This is a genomic window from Desulfomarina sp. (assembly GCF_054039375.1).
Genome location: NZ_JBPLBA010000057.1, coordinates 1 through 14,999 on the forward strand (window position 1 = coordinate 1; position 14,999 = coordinate 14,999).

15 protein-coding genes and 1 other RNA gene are annotated in these 14,999 nt (G+C 45.2%); 7 read left to right on the top strand and 9 right to left on the bottom strand.

All coding sequences use genetic code 11. The features are described 5' to 3' along the window. Positions 1 to 578: 578 nt before the first annotated feature. From ACXLDX_RS03140 to ACXLDX_RS03150, 3 genes are all read right to left on the bottom strand, one after another. Positions 579 to 1,460, bottom strand: coding sequence for a YicC/YloC family endoribonuclease (locus tag ACXLDX_RS03140; protein WP_457575736.1), 882 nt, complete (start codon positions 1,458 to 1,460; stop codon positions 579 to 581). Positions 1,461 to 1,774: 314 nt separating this feature from the next. After that, entirely contained in the window at positions 1,775 to 2,305 is a 531-nt protein-coding gene (locus tag ACXLDX_RS03145; protein WP_457575737.1) for an OmpH/Skp family outer membrane protein, read from the bottom strand. A gap of 389 nt (positions 2,306 to 2,694) precedes the next feature. Continuing rightward, complete coding sequence (locus ACXLDX_RS03150; RefSeq protein ID WP_457575738.1) at positions 2,695 to 3,207, bottom strand: OmpA family protein; 513 nt, start codon at positions 3,205 to 3,207, stop codon at positions 2,695 to 2,697. A 523-nt stretch (positions 3,208 to 3,730) separates the two neighbouring features. Here ACXLDX_RS03150 and ACXLDX_RS03155 point away from each other — a divergent pair. The 3 genes from ACXLDX_RS03155 (at position 3,731) to ACXLDX_RS03165 (ending at position 5,946) form a co-directional block, all read left to right on the top strand. Beyond that, positions 3,731 to 4,153: a hypothetical protein gene (locus ACXLDX_RS03155; RefSeq protein ID WP_457575739.1), complete on the top strand. Its 423-nt coding sequence runs from the start codon at positions 3,731 to 3,733 to the stop codon at positions 4,151 to 4,153. Continuing rightward, on the top strand, positions 4,153 to 5,454 hold the full coding sequence (locus tag ACXLDX_RS03160; RefSeq protein ID WP_457575740.1) for a radical SAM family protein: 1,302 nt from the start codon (positions 4,153 to 4,155) through the stop codon (positions 5,452 to 5,454). The genes ACXLDX_RS03155 and ACXLDX_RS03160 overlap by 1 nt, the downstream gene beginning before the upstream one ends. A 93-nt stretch (positions 5,455 to 5,547) precedes the next feature. Beyond that, a complete protein-coding gene (locus tag ACXLDX_RS03165) occupies positions 5,548 to 5,946 on the top strand; it encodes a Fur family transcriptional regulator (RefSeq protein WP_457575741.1) in 399 nt (132 codons plus the stop codon). A gap of 328 nt (positions 5,947 to 6,274) precedes the next feature. On the opposite strand, the gene tyrS is transcribed toward ACXLDX_RS03165, so the two are convergent. The 6 genes from tyrS to ACXLDX_RS03195 all read right to left on the bottom strand — a co-directional run bounded on the left by tyrS (position 6,275) and on the right by ACXLDX_RS03195 (position 11,593). Then, positions 6,275 to 7,486, bottom strand: coding sequence for a tyrosine--tRNA ligase (gene tyrS / locus ACXLDX_RS03170; protein ID WP_457575742.1), 1,212 nt, complete (start codon positions 7,484 to 7,486; stop codon positions 6,275 to 6,277). 32 nt (positions 7,487 to 7,518) lie between these two features. After that, positions 7,519 to 9,084, bottom strand: coding sequence for a ribonuclease Y (gene rny, locus ACXLDX_RS03175; RefSeq protein ID WP_457575743.1), 1,566 nt, complete (start codon positions 9,082 to 9,084; stop codon positions 7,519 to 7,521). Positions 9,085 to 9,672: 588 nt separating this feature from the next. Next, positions 9,673 to 9,846: non-coding RNA, 6S RNA (ssrS, locus tag ACXLDX_RS03180), on the bottom strand. 140 nt (positions 9,847 to 9,986) lie between these two features. Further along, positions 9,987 to 10,298, bottom strand: a complete 312-nt coding sequence (locus ACXLDX_RS03185) for a cell division protein ZapA (RefSeq protein ID WP_457575744.1) — start codon at positions 10,296 to 10,298, stop codon at positions 9,987 to 9,989. Between the two features lie 44 nt (positions 10,299 to 10,342). Continuing rightward, positions 10,343 to 10,762 (bottom strand): hypothetical protein, encoded by a 420-nt coding sequence (locus ACXLDX_RS03190; protein ID WP_457575745.1) that lies wholly within the window; start codon positions 10,760 to 10,762, stop codon positions 10,343 to 10,345. A gap of 345 nt (positions 10,763 to 11,107) precedes the next feature. Then, positions 11,108 to 11,593 (bottom strand): NUDIX hydrolase, encoded by a 486-nt coding sequence (locus ACXLDX_RS03195; RefSeq protein WP_457575746.1) that lies wholly within the window; start codon positions 11,591 to 11,593, stop codon positions 11,108 to 11,110. 324 nt (positions 11,594 to 11,917) lie between these two features. Here ACXLDX_RS03195 and ACXLDX_RS03200 point away from each other — a divergent pair, with 324 nt between their 5' ends. The 4 genes from ACXLDX_RS03200 to ACXLDX_RS03215 all read left to right on the top strand — a co-directional run. After that, the gene (locus ACXLDX_RS03200) at positions 11,918 to 13,345 is read left to right on the top strand and encodes a lytic transglycosylase domain-containing protein (RefSeq protein WP_457575747.1); all 1,428 of its coding nucleotides are present in this window, start codon (positions 11,918 to 11,920) and stop codon (positions 13,343 to 13,345) included. An 8-nt stretch (positions 13,346 to 13,353) separates the two neighbouring features. Beyond that, entirely contained in the window at positions 13,354 to 13,716 is a 363-nt protein-coding gene (locus ACXLDX_RS03205) for a molybdenum cofactor biosynthesis protein MoaE (protein WP_457575750.1), read from the top strand. Between the two features lie 84 nt (positions 13,717 to 13,800). Next, the gene (locus tag ACXLDX_RS03210) at positions 13,801 to 14,640 is read left to right on the top strand and encodes an HDOD domain-containing protein (protein WP_457575748.1); all 840 of its coding nucleotides are present in this window, start codon (positions 13,801 to 13,803) and stop codon (positions 14,638 to 14,640) included. A 105-nt stretch (positions 14,641 to 14,745) separates the two neighbouring features. Next, the coding region (locus ACXLDX_RS03215) for a hypothetical protein (RefSeq protein WP_457575749.1) at positions 14,746 to 14,999 on the top strand (254 nt) is incomplete at its 3' end.

The following is a 14,999-nucleotide window of genomic DNA, read 5'->3' on the forward strand; positions in this document are numbered from 1 at the left end:
CTGCTGCGTGAGCTTCCAGCGGATATTGACACGATCAGTCTGCTGGAAAAATTTCTCAGTGAACAGAAAAATGTGTAACTACTCACGGAGGCAGCAATTACAGCTCAGAGATAATAGATTGCTACCCTTGTGAGTAGTTACAAAATATCTTCTAAATAACCTGATTACGTATGAAACTCAGCCTGTTATTTGTGAGTCTGGGGATGTGCCTGTTTTATCAGGCGTATTTCAAAAATCACATCAGACTGATGATAAAATGACCTGGACTGACACTTTTTCATTTGAATTCCTTCTAAATAACAAAAGTTATTTTTAAAATTGACCCGGCAACGCCCAGGTGGAACGCTTATTAATTGAAATTTCCAGTGATTTTTGACCGTAGGCTAGCCTGATAAAACAGGCACATCCACAATCTGGCTGAGTTTCATGGGTAATCAAGTTGTTGTTTTATCACCTTTGAACTGTAATTGCTCACAAGTGCCACAGATTTTTACAGGCTCTTTTGTTCGCTATAGGCTACCTGTGCGAACAAAAGAGACCGTGAAAAGCTGGGGTGCCTGCGAGTAATTACGTTACGTTTACTCAATGTTCTGGACCTGTTCACGCATTTTTTCAAGCTCGCTTTTCAGATCCACTGTGTGATGAGCGATGACGGCATCATTTATTTTCGATGCCAGCGTATTGACTTCTCTCAGAAATTCCTGGATCAGAAAATCAAGTTTCCTGCCCACGCCGCCGCCTTTCCTTAAAAAGAGCTCAAACTGCTGTATATGACAGCGCAGACGGACAATTTCTTCAGTGACATCTGTTTTATCCGCCAAGATAACAACTTCCTGGGCAAGCCTGGAGGAATCGAGCTGAACATTGTCGAGAAGCTTTTCCAGGCGCGCCCGCAGGTTTTCCTCTCTTGTGCGCAGAAGGTCAGGGATAAGAGATTCAATGGTGTCCAGAATCCCCTGGAAAACATCCAACCTCCCGAGAAGGTCATGTGCAAGGTTTTCCCCTTCCAGGTGCCGCATCGCATCACAGCTGTTCAGAGCTTCATCCAGAACATTTTCAACCACGGGCCAGATTGCCTCCGGATCTTCATTTTTCTGCTCCCGGATAAGAATGTCAGGATATGTTGCCAGAAGAGTGCTGAGACCAACCTCTTCCAGACCGAGTTCTCTGGAGAGGATCTGCAGACTCTTCCTGTATTCACGGGCAAGATTACTATCCGCCCGGACCTCTGTCAGATCGGAAAAATCGCCACTGACGCCGAAAAAAACATCCACACGCCCCCGATGATGAAATGAGGAAACTTTCTTCCGTATTTTTTCTTCCAGAGTCGTGTACCCTTTGGGCAGTTTTATCTTCAGGTCAAGATACCTGTGATTGACACAACGGATTTCCACAACCCAGACGCGACCTTTACTTTCACCTTCACCCCGGCCAAAACCGGTCATACTTTTCACATCCATATACACCTCATGCCCCATGGAATTAATGTGGGTCCTGTGAGTAATATTTAAGGCAATGTCGTTAACTTAAGCGATAAGTCCTATTCTAACCTTGTCCAATGTCGGAATGGGACTTTCCTGAACCATCTTGTTCTTAAGTCAACGACATTAATATTTCTGATTACGTATGAAACTCAGCCTGTTATTTGTGAGTCTGGGGATGTTCATGGGTAATCAAATTAATATTTGAGGATAAAACAAAAAACGATGCACATGAAAGCCATCCAATGCATCGTTTTCAGTAAAAAAATCTATGAAAATACAAAACTGAAAAATTATTTTTTCGCCATGGCTTCATTCAGTTTTTTGATAATGGCATCACTTATATCCGTTTTATCGGCAAAGTAAATCACACCGTTTTTTGAATCCAGGATAATCGTATACCCGTTTTCCTTACCAAACTTCTTGACAACTTTCTCAAGGGCCTTGAGAATCGGTTCCAGCTCCTTATCCTGCATCTGCTTCATTTCAAAACGGGCGTCATCTGTCTTGGCCTTCAATTCACGACCATTCTTTTTGAATTCCCGGATTTTTTCAGCTTTTTTTTCCTCACTCCAGGCAGAACTTTTTTTCTTTATTTCCGCCTGCAGAGCCCGCAGGGCGTTTTCCTCTTCCTTGAACTTGGCCTGAAGTTCCTTCATTTTTTTTTCAAAACGAATTTTGGCCGCTTTGCCTGCACTGCACTCAATAATTATTTTCTGGACATTCATCACTCCTATCTTCACATCAGCACTGAAACTGTTTTGCACTGTAAAGCTGATGACTGCAAAAAAGGCAAGAAACATTGTTAATTTGCGCAGAACCATATTCGTCTCCAAAATAAATGAGAAAGCCTCCTTCGGGAGGAGACTCGGAAAAATCCATCAAGCAACTCAGAAAAACAGTTGCAATTACGGACGGTGTTAATACTTAAGTATTGTTAATATCTCTGAAATGCCACGCCACAGGTGCAGCGGATATAAGGTAGTTAGTGTCTGTCCAGAAATGAGGTTTTTTATTCGAGATCGAGGCGCACGGGAAATTTTACCACAGGCATATATTTGATATCGGAGTCTACGCTTACCTCCGAGGATAAAATTTTTCGGGCAACGCAGATATCGGGCAAAAAGACCAACTATGGACAGGCACTAGTTACAGTTTAAACAGGCATATCCTCCCTCATGAAACGATCACGGATTCAGGATAAATAAATTTTTTATTGAACAACTACAAAATCGTCTCTTCTGTTCTGGGACCATGACAACTCATCATGACCGTGGAGCAGCATTCTCTCTTCGCCGTAAGACACAGTGCTCAGTCGTGACTCATCCACCCCGAGATTAACAAGGTATTTTTTTGCACTCAGGGCCCTGCGTTCTCCAAGGGCCATATTATATTCGTTCGTACCACGCGGATCACAATTGCCTTCAATACGGATGTTCATATCCGTTTTTTTAATAAATTCGGCATTCACCTCAATCCGCGGTACCTGGTCTGCCTTGATTTCCGATGAATCAAAATTGAAGTAGACCGGCAACATTCCTTCGGTTGTGCGACCTTCACTGATTCCCAAAGGCTTGGAATCCAGTGACTCTTCAGCACCCAGAGCCTCGCTGTTGGTTTCCACTGCCACACCTTCATCCGTGTCAGTTTTTTTGCCACAACCCGAAAGAACCATGACGGAAACACATATTAAGGCCAGCAACAGAATTTTTACGCTTTTTAACATAGTCAAAACCTCCAGAATTACCTATATTATTGATATGAAAATTATTCAGGCTCAGGGAATGAAACTGCACTTCCACTCTTAATTTTCATGCTTTACTTATGCCCGGAAAATCCCCCTGAATCAGGGGCACAAATCTACTTTTTGGTTCAGCCGGATCACAGCTGCTGACGAAAAGACCAAAGGTATGAGTCAAAAACAGTCAGACAAACAGATATCTTTGAGTCAATTGGATATATATAAAGGAAAGAACACCAAATTCAACTTTTTTTTTCGATGTACCACTATTCTTTTATAAAAGCTACAGACTATTTGGATTTTCTCCAACTAAGAAGTCGGAAAAGGGTAAAATTTTCACTCAGGAAGAGGCCGGGAGAAAATATTCATCCTCAATAGGTTCACTTTCCGCTAGTGATATTTATTCTTTCAGATTATAAAACGGTGGTATTGGTTTTCAGTAGTTTTTGCAATTAACAGGTTTCATGCTTTTTCCCTTAACAGATGAGACCTTCTCGGGGAGAGTTCAATGGCTAAAGTAAATATCAGTCCCAATAGAACCACAGATAAAACGATTCGAAAAATTGACCGGAAACGTGAGCAGGAACGGAGGAAAATGTTCCATCTTGCCAAGGATCATGCCCCGGAATTTGCCGCAAAACTTACCCAGCGGATCATTGACAGAAAAATTATCGAGACCACTTCCGTGGACGCCATACGGGAAGCATTTGAAAAACAGCTCAACTCTCTGGGTTATATTGACGAGTTTGAGTTGCAGATGAAAATCGCACCCATCCGCACCATTGCCCAGGATCCGAATGTGGTCAGTCTCTATTTTACCCAGTATATAATCGAAGACCTGATCAACAATCCTGCTATCCAGGATATCTTCGGTGATGACCTTGATATTTACCGGGTTGTCGACTCCGTGTTCAGAGTGTTGAGACCCTGATGATCAAGCCATCGGCCCAGCCAGTCCTGCTCATTGCCGATTCTGCCGGAATTATTACCGACTTCCCTGAACTGGAAGCGGTGGGCATGAGTAATGGCCACTTTGAAAAACCGGCCCTTGAGGATTATATTCCCCTGCCGGAAGGCAGTGAACTCTTTGGTCTGCCAGGACGATTGCCGGTTGGCTGGGACCCGGTTGAACATGAACCTGTTCTCCTTGAAGAAGATCCCGACAGACCAAAAGAGACCATCCGGGCCGTGGCTGCATTCATGGCTCCTGCCCACACCGCCGTATACACCAGCAGCTTCCAGACCCTGGATAAGGCACCTGTCCTGCCACTCTTTGCCTATACCGCAGTTGGCTGGCAGGATGACCGTTTCTGGGTAACTGCTTTCAGAAGTGATCCGGACAGGAGGCAGGATTTTGACCAGTTCAGCATGCATGGGGTTGAACAACAGACCAGAAAAAAACTGAAACAGTACAGAAACAACCGACTGGTCCAGCATCTCGGCAAATGCTGCCTCACCTATGGCTGTCCTGCTGCGCGTAATTTTTTTCTCGGTCGCTGGGAGGCACCTCTGCCCACCTCTCCTGAATGCAATGCCCGATGCCTTGGGTGCATCTCCCTTCAGCCGTCAGGATGCTGTCCTGCAACCCAGGACAGAATTACCTTTATTCCCTCTCCCGAAGAAATAGCCGAAATGGCAGTACCACATCTGCAGACCGCTGAAAATCCGATTGTCAGCTTTGGTCAGGGTTGTGAAGGTGAGCCCCTGCTGCAGGCAGATGTCCTGCAAGAGGCCATTACCCAGATCAGGCGTAAGACCGACAAAGGCACAATCAACCTCAACTCAAACTCCAGCAGGCCAGGAGTCGTTGCCCAACTTGCCGATGCCGGTCTGGACAGCATAAGGGTCAGCCTGAACTCCACTGTCGAAGATTATTACACCCGCTATTACAGACCGAAAGGATACAGCTTTACCGACGTAAAAAAATCAATTGATATCATGAAAGAAAGCGGCAGGTTTGTCTCTCTCAACTACTTCATCCTGCCCGGTTTCACCGATTCGGAAAGAGAATTTATCTCCCTGTGCCGGTTTATTGAATCCCATTCCCCCGATTTTATCCAGCTGCGTAACCTCAATATGGATCCGGAATACTATCTCAAGGCCCTGCGTTTTCCTCAAGAATCTCAATCATTGGGCATGAGAACCTGGCTGAAAGAGCTGAAGGCACGGTTCCCTTTGCTTCGTTTCGGCTATTTTAATCCCCAGGTAAACACTCCTGACGATTTTTCTTGAATTTTCATGTAATATTCTCTATGGTAAATATATTGATAAATTTTCTCAAAAACTTTTAGAGGCACTGATTTGATTATGGAAGATTTGCCAAATATGCGTCTAACAACGCAGCGACAGATTATTTTGGAAGAACTGGGCAAGGTTACCTCACATCCTACCGCCAATGAAGTATACGATATGGTCAGGAAGAGACTTCCCCGTATCGGTTTGGGAACGGTCTACAGGAATCTTGAATTAATGGCCGAGAGTGGTATCATTTTAAAACTTGAGGTGGGAGGCACCCAGAAAAGATTCGATGCAACAGTCACTCCTCATTACCATATCCGGTGCAGTAGCTGTGGCAAAGTTGATGACATAGATATGGACGTGCAGCAGGAAATTAACGAAGCTGCAGCAAAAACATGCAACTACAAAATCCTGGGGCACCATATTGAATTTTCAGGAATCTGCAGCGAATGCCTTGAAAAAAAGGGAGAAAAACTGCTGAATTGATCTCCTGACAGCAGCACTCCTTTTTTTACCCTTTTCTTCTGGATCCGTGAAGGCTTCGGGTAATTGGTCACAGGTGCCACAGATTTTTACGGGCTCTTTTGTTCACTACAGCTTATCTGTGCGGACAAAAGAGACCGGGAAAAGCCGGGGAGCCTGTGAATAATTACGGTTTCGTGATTGTTATTTGATGTAACCATTCACCGATTCAGCCACTGTTCCCCTGAAAATCTTTCTTTTTCCGGGATATCAAATCCGGCCTGCGATGGAATGACTTGTCCGGCATATTGTTCAGATCAGCCCCTCACAGGCAGGAATTTTTAAAAATCCTTCAGTTAAAAACCACCCGGCAGAATCGTCGTTTACCGACCTTCAGCAATGGCGTTCCTTCCGGAACCACCATCTTGTTCACATCCGTAATTTTTCCCCCGTCTATGGAGACCGCATTCTGTTTGATCATCCGCCTTCCCTCTGACGTCGATTTGACAAGCCCCGTATCCACAAGAAGCTGAGGCAGCCACACAGGCTCTGGTACGGAACAGGTAAATTCTTCAATCTCGTCAGGAATTCCACCTTTCTTAAAGACCTTTTCAAAATTTTCTTCTGCGGCAAGTGCCGCCTCGGATGAATGAAAACGGCCAGTCAACTCCCGGGCCAGTTGTTTCTTGACCTCTTTTGGATGGAGTGTCCCGTCCTTCACTTTGGTTGCCAGTTCTTGAATATCACTGCTGTCCAGATCGCTGAGCAGTTCATAGTAACGAAACATCAGGTCATCGGAAACAGAAAGGACTTTGCCGTAAATATTGTCGGCAGATTCAGTAATACCAATATAGTTACCGAGTGATTTTGACATCTTGTTGACACCGTCAAGACCTTCAAGAAGCGGCATGGTAAGAACGATCTGCGGTTCCTGTCCACGGGAGCGCTGGAGGTCCCTGCCCATGAGCAGATTGAACAGTTGATCCGTCCCCCCAAGCTCAACATCCGCCTCCATGGCCACAGAATCATATCCCTGGATAAGAGGATAGAGAAACTCATGAATGGAGATGGGTTTCCCACTGTCAAATCTCTTTTTGAAATCATCCCGCTCAAGCATTCTGGCCACTGTCAACTGAGAGGCAAGCTTGATCATATCGTAAGAAGTGAGTTTTCCAAGCCAGGTGCTGTTAAAAACAACCCGCGTTTTTTCCGGATCAAGAATTTTAAACACCTGGCTTTTATAGCTCTCGGCATTTTCCGCAACCTGCTCCACAGTCAGCGCCTTTCTTGTATCGGACTTACCGGTGGGATCACCGATCATTCCGGTAAAATCACCAATCAGAAAATAAATATCATGCCCCAGATCCTGGAAATGCTTCAATTTCTGCAAAAGAACTGTGTGACCAAGGTGCAGATCGGGAGCCGTAGGGTCAAAACCGGCCTTAACCTTCAACGGTACACCTGTCTCTTCTGACTTCTTCAGTTTCCTGATGAGTTCTTCACGGGATATACAATCCACTGCTCCCCGCTCTATCAGTTCCAGCTGCTTTTCTATCGAAACCATTTCCAAACCTGTTTAAATACGTTTTTTATTGCCTAGCGGGCATATTCTACAGCCCGCGTTTCCCGAATGACAGTGATTCGAATCTGGCCGGGATAGGTCAATTTATCCTCAATGGATTTAGCAATATCCTGACTGAGCAGAGTAGCCTCCTCATCCTTTACCTTATTCGAATCAACTATAATTCTCAGGTCACGGCCAGCCTGGATAGCGTACGATTTTTCCACACCCTCGTATCCATTTGCAATGGCCTCAAGATCTTCAAGCCGCTTGACATAGCTCTCAAGCATCTCTTTTCTGGCCCCGGGGCGAGCACCCGACAGCGCATCTGCAGACTGCACCAGCACATCTATAACACTCTGGGGAGGCTGATCCTCATGGTGGGCACCGATGGCATACACCACTTCTTCCGCCTCACCATACTTCTTGGCCAGGTCCCGTCCGATTATGGCGTGGGATCCTTCAACCTCATGATCAACAGCCTTACCAATATCATGAAGAAGACCGGCACGTTTGGCAATCTTTACATCGACACCCAGTTCAGAGGCCATGATACCGCAGAGAAAAGAGACTTCCAGGGAATGCTGCAGAACATTCTGGCCATAACTTGTTCTGTATTTCAGGCGACCAAGCAGGTTCATCAGTTCCACATGAACACCATGAACACCCACATCAAAGGTCGACTGTTCTCCGGCTTCCCGCATAGTTACCTCAAGTTCCCTGGTAACCTTCTCCACAACTTCTTCTATTCGCCCCGGATGAATCCTGCCGTCATTGATAAGCTGCAACAGTGCCAGACGGGCAACCTCACGGCGTACAGGATTAAAACCGGAAAGTATAACCGCCTCCGGGGTATCATCTATGATGATGTCAATTCCGGTTGCAGCTTCAATGGCCCGGATATTTCGTCCCTCCCGGCCGATTATCCGGCCCTTCATTTCATCGCTAGGCAGGGGAACAACCGAAACGGTCCGGTCAGCCACGTAATCCCCGGCATACCTGGATATAGCAAGAGCCAGAATATTCTTTCCTTTCCGGTCCGCCTCTACTTTCATCTCATTTTCTATCCTGGCGAGCCGTTTGGCTGCATCCATCCTTGCCTCACTCTCCAGCGAATCCATCAGAAGTTTTTTCGCTTCCTCCTGACTGATGCCTGCAAGACGGGACAATTCATATCGCTGCTTGCCTATAAGATTATCAATTTCCTTATGTTTTTCCTGCCATTCATTCTCCAGCTGCTTCAATCGTTTTTCATTTTTATACAGTTCAAGTTGTTTTCTGTCGAAACTGTCCCACTCTCTTTTAAGACCGTCCCTTTTTCTTTTCAGCTGCCTTCTTTCGTCTTTAAGTTCATCACGGTCAGCCTGAAGTTCTTCTTCAAGCGCCTGCTTGACCTTGTATGCCGCCTCTTTACTCTGCAGTAACGCTTCTTTTTTTAACTGTTCAGCCTCGACAATAGCCGTTTCAATTATCTGCCTGCTTTGGGCTTTTATATTTTTTTCATTTCCTTCAACAACCCGTTTTCGCAGAAAAAATCCAACGACAAGGCCAGCCGCCAGACCCGCGGCAAGAAATAAATAGGGAGAATTGAACAAATCCATAAGGAAATCCTATCGTTTAAACGACTGACAGGACAGAGGAACAGCCAGAGGAACAAAAGACTAGAGCCCGGACTACTACCTGGACTTTTGAGGTGACTTCAATAAAATCCCCTCCCAGAACCAGGCAAAGGAGATACATTACACCGTCGAGGAATAAAATATTCTTTATATTTCCAGTAATTACAGAACAACGGACCAATTATCCGGTGGAAGTTCACAGTAATCCAAAAAATATAATTCCCGACACCTCACTTCAATGAATATATCCGAAAGATTATTTAAAAAAGCAACTATCGCTTTCCAATATTCTAATTTGTTCCGACAGCACCTTTCTGCTGAAGTCAATCTTGTTAAAATATAATTAACCGGAAGTTTTTATTTTCATTTTTTGCTTCTCAATGTAAGCAGAAGTCTTCCGGATCAATAAAATTACATCCACAACACATTATGTAAATAACGTAACTGCTCTTACTCACAGGTGCCACAAACTTTCACAGACTCTTTTATTCACCTTAACCTGGTTACACTGACAAAAGAAACCGTGAAAAGCTGGAGTTCCTGTGGTAATTGCGTAAAAAATATATAAACATCTTCCCCACACTGCCGTGTCACCAGGACAGTTAAACCTAAGTTAATAGGTGGGCATCCTCATAACAACGTCAGGAAATTCGCAAGCGATCTTCCTTAAGATACCAGCGGAGGTACCCTTTTCATGAGAGTTGGCTCAACAAACACTGAGGATCACCAACAGTGCAGGGAAAGACTCATATTTCATTTCTTTCCTTATGACTATAGCAGACTTTCCAGCAAACGAAAACAGTTTATCTGAAAATCAGTGGCTGAAGGTCTTTTATCCCCGGTGGGTTGCAACTCCTCACAAATGCAGCAACTCTATGTTTTGATTACCTCTCGGCATCATCTCCCGCAAGTCCTGCACCGATTTTCTCATTCAGGCGGGCTATACGCTGTTCAGAATCCTCCCTGTATTCCTTGAACTCCTGTTTCAGTTTCACGTAACGCGAAGCGATATTCAGGCATGCCAGTATGGCAATTTTACTTACTGGAAGGGTGCCGGAAGCACCGGCAGGACCTGGCTTGACAAGACTGCGGACAAGGCTGAGAATAGATTCCATCTCCTCTTCGGAGGCACCTGTATAAAAGGCATACTCCTGCCCCATGAGTTCAAACCGCACCAGCCTTTCTTTTTCCGACATTCCGGCTCAGCCCCCGTCATTTTTCCCGGTATTGAAACCAGGTCTTACTCTTCAGAAGAAGAGGTACCCATGGAAAACAGATTATGCTGCACCCTTCCCTCCTCATCCTCAGCAACTGAAGAATTTTCGCCTGTTTCATGGGGTACGACACCAGACTCTTCTCCGGTCCTTTCCTCCGGGGTGAAATCTTCATCTTCCCCCGACGGCTCCTGTTCTGTGACTACGTCCTCACCAAGATTCCGCTCCCATTCCTCAATCTGGGCCACGAGTCGATTAACCCTCAGGCTGATCTCATTTCTCTCGATATCACTGGAAGAAAGATTTGAACGAAGATTTTGAATTTCCTTATCGCGTTCAACCAGTTCTCCCTGCAATTTCCTGTTCTCCTCACGCAGTCCCGTAAAACGGACCAGCAGATTCTCCACAAACTGTTCAAGACGCTGAAGTTCACTTTCCTGTTCCATAATACAACCCCCTTTATTCTCTTGCGGTAATTGCTGTATCCTGGTAACTGCTCACAGAGTTGCTACCCCTGTGACCAATTACGTATTCTGCCGTTTCAAGTAGAAAAAGAAACAGACAACAATGTACCTTTCGGAATCATTATAAATATTTTCAACAGTGAAACTCAATCTGTTTCAAGGTGACCTCGAGATATGCCCGGAAAAGAAAACCTATCCATCGTGCGCGGGCATCAGACTGAGTTGAATTTATTACGATCAGAAAAACCGTGTCAGAGTATACCATGGCATGTAACTGATCACGAGGTTTTTAACGGCCCGTTTTTTTTAACACCTGAATCCTGAACTTCAGACCCGGGAATATTTCCAGTCCAATGGCCGCCCGTTATCGTAAGGCATATAACCGTGGAACACCCGTGGATCATCATCAAAAACCAGAGGTAGAAAAAACCTGTCCCCTTCCCACATTGGAAGATCCAGGATATCCGCGACATTAACCCAGCGGAGATCCCCTTCTTCGTTGGTCATCTTCGGAGTGCCCAGGAAACTGTCTACCCTGTAGATAAAACCAAACCAGTTTTCCCCCTTCGGACCAAAACCCGTCCAGTTGATGGTTCCCCGCAGCACAACATCTTCACAAATGATACCGGCTTCTTCCTGAATTTCCCGAAGCAGACAGGTATGAATATCCTCTTCCGGCAACATCTTGCCTCCCAGGCCATTATATTTCCCGAGATGCTGGTCATCCTCTCTTTTATTGCGATGAACCATCAGCGTCTGCCGACCATCGGGAGACATTATATAACCAAGAGACGCAACTATAGGAGTATACATGTTATTTAAATACCTTCCTTTCGACCTGTTGAGGGTGACCTTGAAAAAGTTGAGAAAAAATGACAATTGCAAATTTCAGGTGACATGCTATCATCATTTAAGGGCATTGTTAAATCCCACCCATGAAAATCATTTTCCGGTCAATGAACAATTAAAAAAGTTCCTCAGAGATTGTAAATCTATCCTGATTGCACATGAAATACACCTGATAAAACAGGTACATCTCCAGGCTCACAGGTTGCAGACTGGGTTTTTGTATGTAATTAATTAATTTTTTCAAAAGTGACCATTTTGGCTTTTTTTCGGACATTCATTTTTTGCATAATGACACTGGCTATCTTCTGTCCCACGATTGGTTTTTCCGGCCAGATGTTCCCCCATTATCCCGAAATAAAGAAAAATATCGCCTTCTGGAAAAAAATCTATTCCACCTACTCCCTGAACGATGCAGTTATACATGACTCAGATAATTTGTCCATTATTTACGAAGTCATTCCCTTGCTCGACTCTGAACTTCCAGGAGCTGACCGTTTAAACAGGCTCACCCGCAAACAGGCCCTGAGCCATTACTCACGTCTATTGAGAAAAATCGCAAAAAAAAGAAGAGCCACCTCCCCGCGGGAAAAAAAAATCCTTGCCCTTTTCAGGGGTCCCCATAAATTCAGGGTAATGGCAAAAGCTGCAGACAATGTTCGTATACAGACTGGACAGCGTGAACGTTTTCTCCAGGGTGTAATCAGGGCCGGTGCCTACATGGAAGAGATGAAAAGAATATTCCGTACCATGAAACTGCCGGAGGAACTCGCCTATATTCCCCATGTCGAATCGTCGTTCAACACCAGGGCTTATTCAAAATTCGGGGCGGCCGGCATGTGGCAGTTCACCCGGGGCACCGGCAGACAGTATCTTGCTGTCAATTATACAATCGATGAACGACTGGACCCCATTCTCTCAACAAAGGCTGCAGCCCGTTACCTGAAAAACAGTTACCTGACTCTGGGTAACTGGCCCCTGGCCATAACGTCCTATAACTATGGACTGGCCGGCATGGTCAGGGCTGTGTCTGCAAAGGGGAGTTATCAGAAGATTTTTTCCGGATATGACAGCGGCCATTTTAAATTCGCCTCAAAAAATTTCTACTCAGAATTTCTTGCTGCTCTGGAAGTTGCTGAAAAACTGGAAAAAACCACCCGTATCCGGAAGAAACGATATCCACCAACCCGGTACCTCAAACTCAGAGGATTCATTCATATTGACAGGATCAGAAGCCATTTTCACCTCAGCCATGCAAGAATAAAAGCTCTCAATCCAGCCCTGCGTCCTCCCATTTTCACCGGAGAAAAATTCATCCCAAAGGGATACCCGCTCAGGTTGCCGGACACAAAAAATATCAGAAAAGCAATCGCCTCCCTGCCGTCTGCCTATTTTAAGAAAAAACAGCGACGCTCTTCCTTTCACCTTGTCCGCAGAGGTGACACAGCCGGTTCAATCGCCAGACTCCACGGAATTTCACTGAAGAAACTGATCAAGGCCAACAACCTTGACCGTTACGCCACAATCTATATCAAACAGAAACTGAGAATCCCCCAACCTGGACCGCCTCCTCTTTCAGAGAAAAAGAGCAGGAAAAAGAAGAAAAGAAAACAGGTTCTCACTTCGGATGGACCCGACTCTGTCCCTCTTTTGACCGCAAAGAAAAAAAACAGACCGACAGCAAGGCAAAATTTTACTGCACCAACAAACAACAGCTGAGGAGAATGATGGACCTTAACAAGACATTGAAAGAACTGAAAAACAGACCTGATTTCACGGACAACGTGGGAATGATCCTGATTCACAACGGTACAGTACGCAACTGGTCCCGCAGTGACCGGGCAAAGGTCAGCGCATTGAAAGTAACCCCGGATTTAGAAAAAATTGAAACCCTCCGTCAGGAATATCTTCAATCTGAAGGTATTTTTGATATAATAATTGAAGCATATTCAGGAACATTTCAACCGGGTGACGATCTGCTCTATATTATCGTCGCCGGTGATATCCGGGAAAATATCAAACCTGTACTGGCAGAACTGCTCGACCGGGTGAAGGCGGAAGCCGTAACAAAACAGGAAATAATGGCATAAGGAGTGCGGCGCCTGTGAGCAATTACAGTTCAAAGGTAATAAAATCACAGAGTTACTACCCCTGTGTCCAATTACAAGGATTTCATGTCAACAGCAAACAGTTTTATTGATAAATTTACAGATATTCAACCTCTTCCCCATGTGGTAACAACCCTGTCGGCACTTATCGCGGACAGCGAGTCAACCATCAAGGATTTTGAGGAAGTGATCAAAATGGATCCGATCCTGGTGACCAGGCTGTTACGCCTGGTCAACAGCCCCTATTACGGACTGGCCCAGAAAGTAGACTCCATAGGACGAGCTGTAGCCTTCATCGGCATGAAAAACCTCCACAACCTGGCCGTGACCGATGCTCTGAAAACCATTTTTGACGAGCCGCCCGAAAATACCGCTGTTTTTTCAAAAAAAAGGTTATGGATGCATTCCGCCGTCGTTTCCATCTGTTCAAAAATGGTGGCCGAACGCATCTTCGGTGTCAACGGTGATGACGCCTATCTTTGTGGTATTCTTCATGATTTTGGTCTTCTGGTGGAAGAACAGGTGGAAAAGGAAAAATTCCACGCTATCTGTTCCACCTGCACTTCCACACGTGTCCTGGTCGAACTGGAAAGACAGCACTTCGGCACGGATCACTGCGAAATCGGTTATTTCATGAGTCTTGACTGGAATATGCCGGAAAATACGGTGGCAGCGATCAGAAATCATCACACAATCATGGAAGACGTAGACCCGGCCAGCCTTACGGGAATAATACAAATTTCCGAGTTCATCGCCGACAGGCTGCAGTTTTCAACCCTTCCCGATATCGAAACAGTTATTTCACCTCCTCTTCTTGAACACCTCAAGGAGAATATGGATGAATACTCTGTACTTATGGAAGACCTGCCGACGGAAATTGAAAACGCCCAGTCAATTTACGGCTAAACCGGCATGACCGGACTCCATGGCACAGTCACAAAAAGCTGATGAAAAGCCCTACTGCGGCGATTCTACCGTCAGGTGCGGATTTTCAGATAAACTGAGGATAAAATGACTGATTTCTCAAACCTGTTTAAAAAGGAAAATTCAGAAAAGGAAGAGTTACAGGAACTCCTGGTTCATCTGGAAAACAATCTTCCCGGTATATCAGTCATTGCCATCCCCGACGATCAGAAAACATCAACCGGCAGACCGCCCGTTCTTCCGAGAAAAAGCTCCTTTCAAAAAAAAATAACAAAATACCTGCCTGCTCTGAAAACCACCCTCTGCTTTGACACTGGAGAAAACTTTTCTGAAAAAAAAGT

What these genes read in the sequence shown, in the direction of transcription:
- ACXLDX_RS03140 (WP_457575736.1), bottom strand. Translation starts at nt 1,460, where the DNA reads ATGGATGTGAAAAGTATGACCGGTTTTGGCCGGGGTGAAGGTGAAAGT.
- ACXLDX_RS03145 (WP_457575737.1), bottom strand. Translation starts at nt 2,305, where the DNA reads ATGGTTCTGCGCAAATTAACAATGTTTCTTGCCTTTTTTGCAGTCATC.
- ACXLDX_RS03150 (WP_457575738.1), bottom strand. Translation starts at nt 3,207, where the DNA reads ATGTTAAAAAGCGTAAAAATTCTGTTGCTGGCCTTAATATGTGTTTCC.
- ACXLDX_RS03155 (WP_457575739.1), top strand. Translation starts at nt 3,731, where the DNA reads ATGGCTAAAGTAAATATCAGTCCCAATAGAACCACAGATAAAACGATT.
- ACXLDX_RS03160 (WP_457575740.1), top strand. Translation starts at nt 4,153, where the DNA reads ATGATCAAGCCATCGGCCCAGCCAGTCCTGCTCATTGCCGATTCTGCC.
- ACXLDX_RS03165 (WP_457575741.1), top strand. Translation starts at nt 5,548, where the DNA reads ATGCGTCTAACAACGCAGCGACAGATTATTTTGGAAGAACTGGGCAAG.
- tyrS (WP_457575742.1), bottom strand. Translation starts at nt 7,486, where the DNA reads ATGGTTTCGATAGAAAAGCAGCTGGAACTGATAGAGCGGGGAGCAGTG.
- rny (WP_457575743.1), bottom strand. Translation starts at nt 9,084, where the DNA reads ATGGATTTGTTCAATTCTCCCTATTTATTTCTTGCCGCGGGTCTGGCG.
- ACXLDX_RS03185 (WP_457575744.1), bottom strand. Translation starts at nt 10,298, where the DNA reads ATGTCGGAAAAAGAAAGGCTGGTGCGGTTTGAACTCATGGGGCAGGAG.
- ACXLDX_RS03190 (WP_457575745.1), bottom strand. Translation starts at nt 10,762, where the DNA reads ATGGAACAGGAAAGTGAACTTCAGCGTCTTGAACAGTTTGTGGAGAAT.
- ACXLDX_RS03195 (WP_457575746.1), bottom strand. Translation starts at nt 11,593, where the DNA reads ATGTATACTCCTATAGTTGCGTCTCTTGGTTATATAATGTCTCCCGAT.
- ACXLDX_RS03200 (WP_457575747.1), top strand. Translation starts at nt 11,918, where the DNA reads ATGACACTGGCTATCTTCTGTCCCACGATTGGTTTTTCCGGCCAGATG.
- ACXLDX_RS03205 (WP_457575750.1), top strand. Translation starts at nt 13,354, where the DNA reads ATGGACCTTAACAAGACATTGAAAGAACTGAAAAACAGACCTGATTTC.
- ACXLDX_RS03210 (WP_457575748.1), top strand. Translation starts at nt 13,801, where the DNA reads ATGTCAACAGCAAACAGTTTTATTGATAAATTTACAGATATTCAACCT.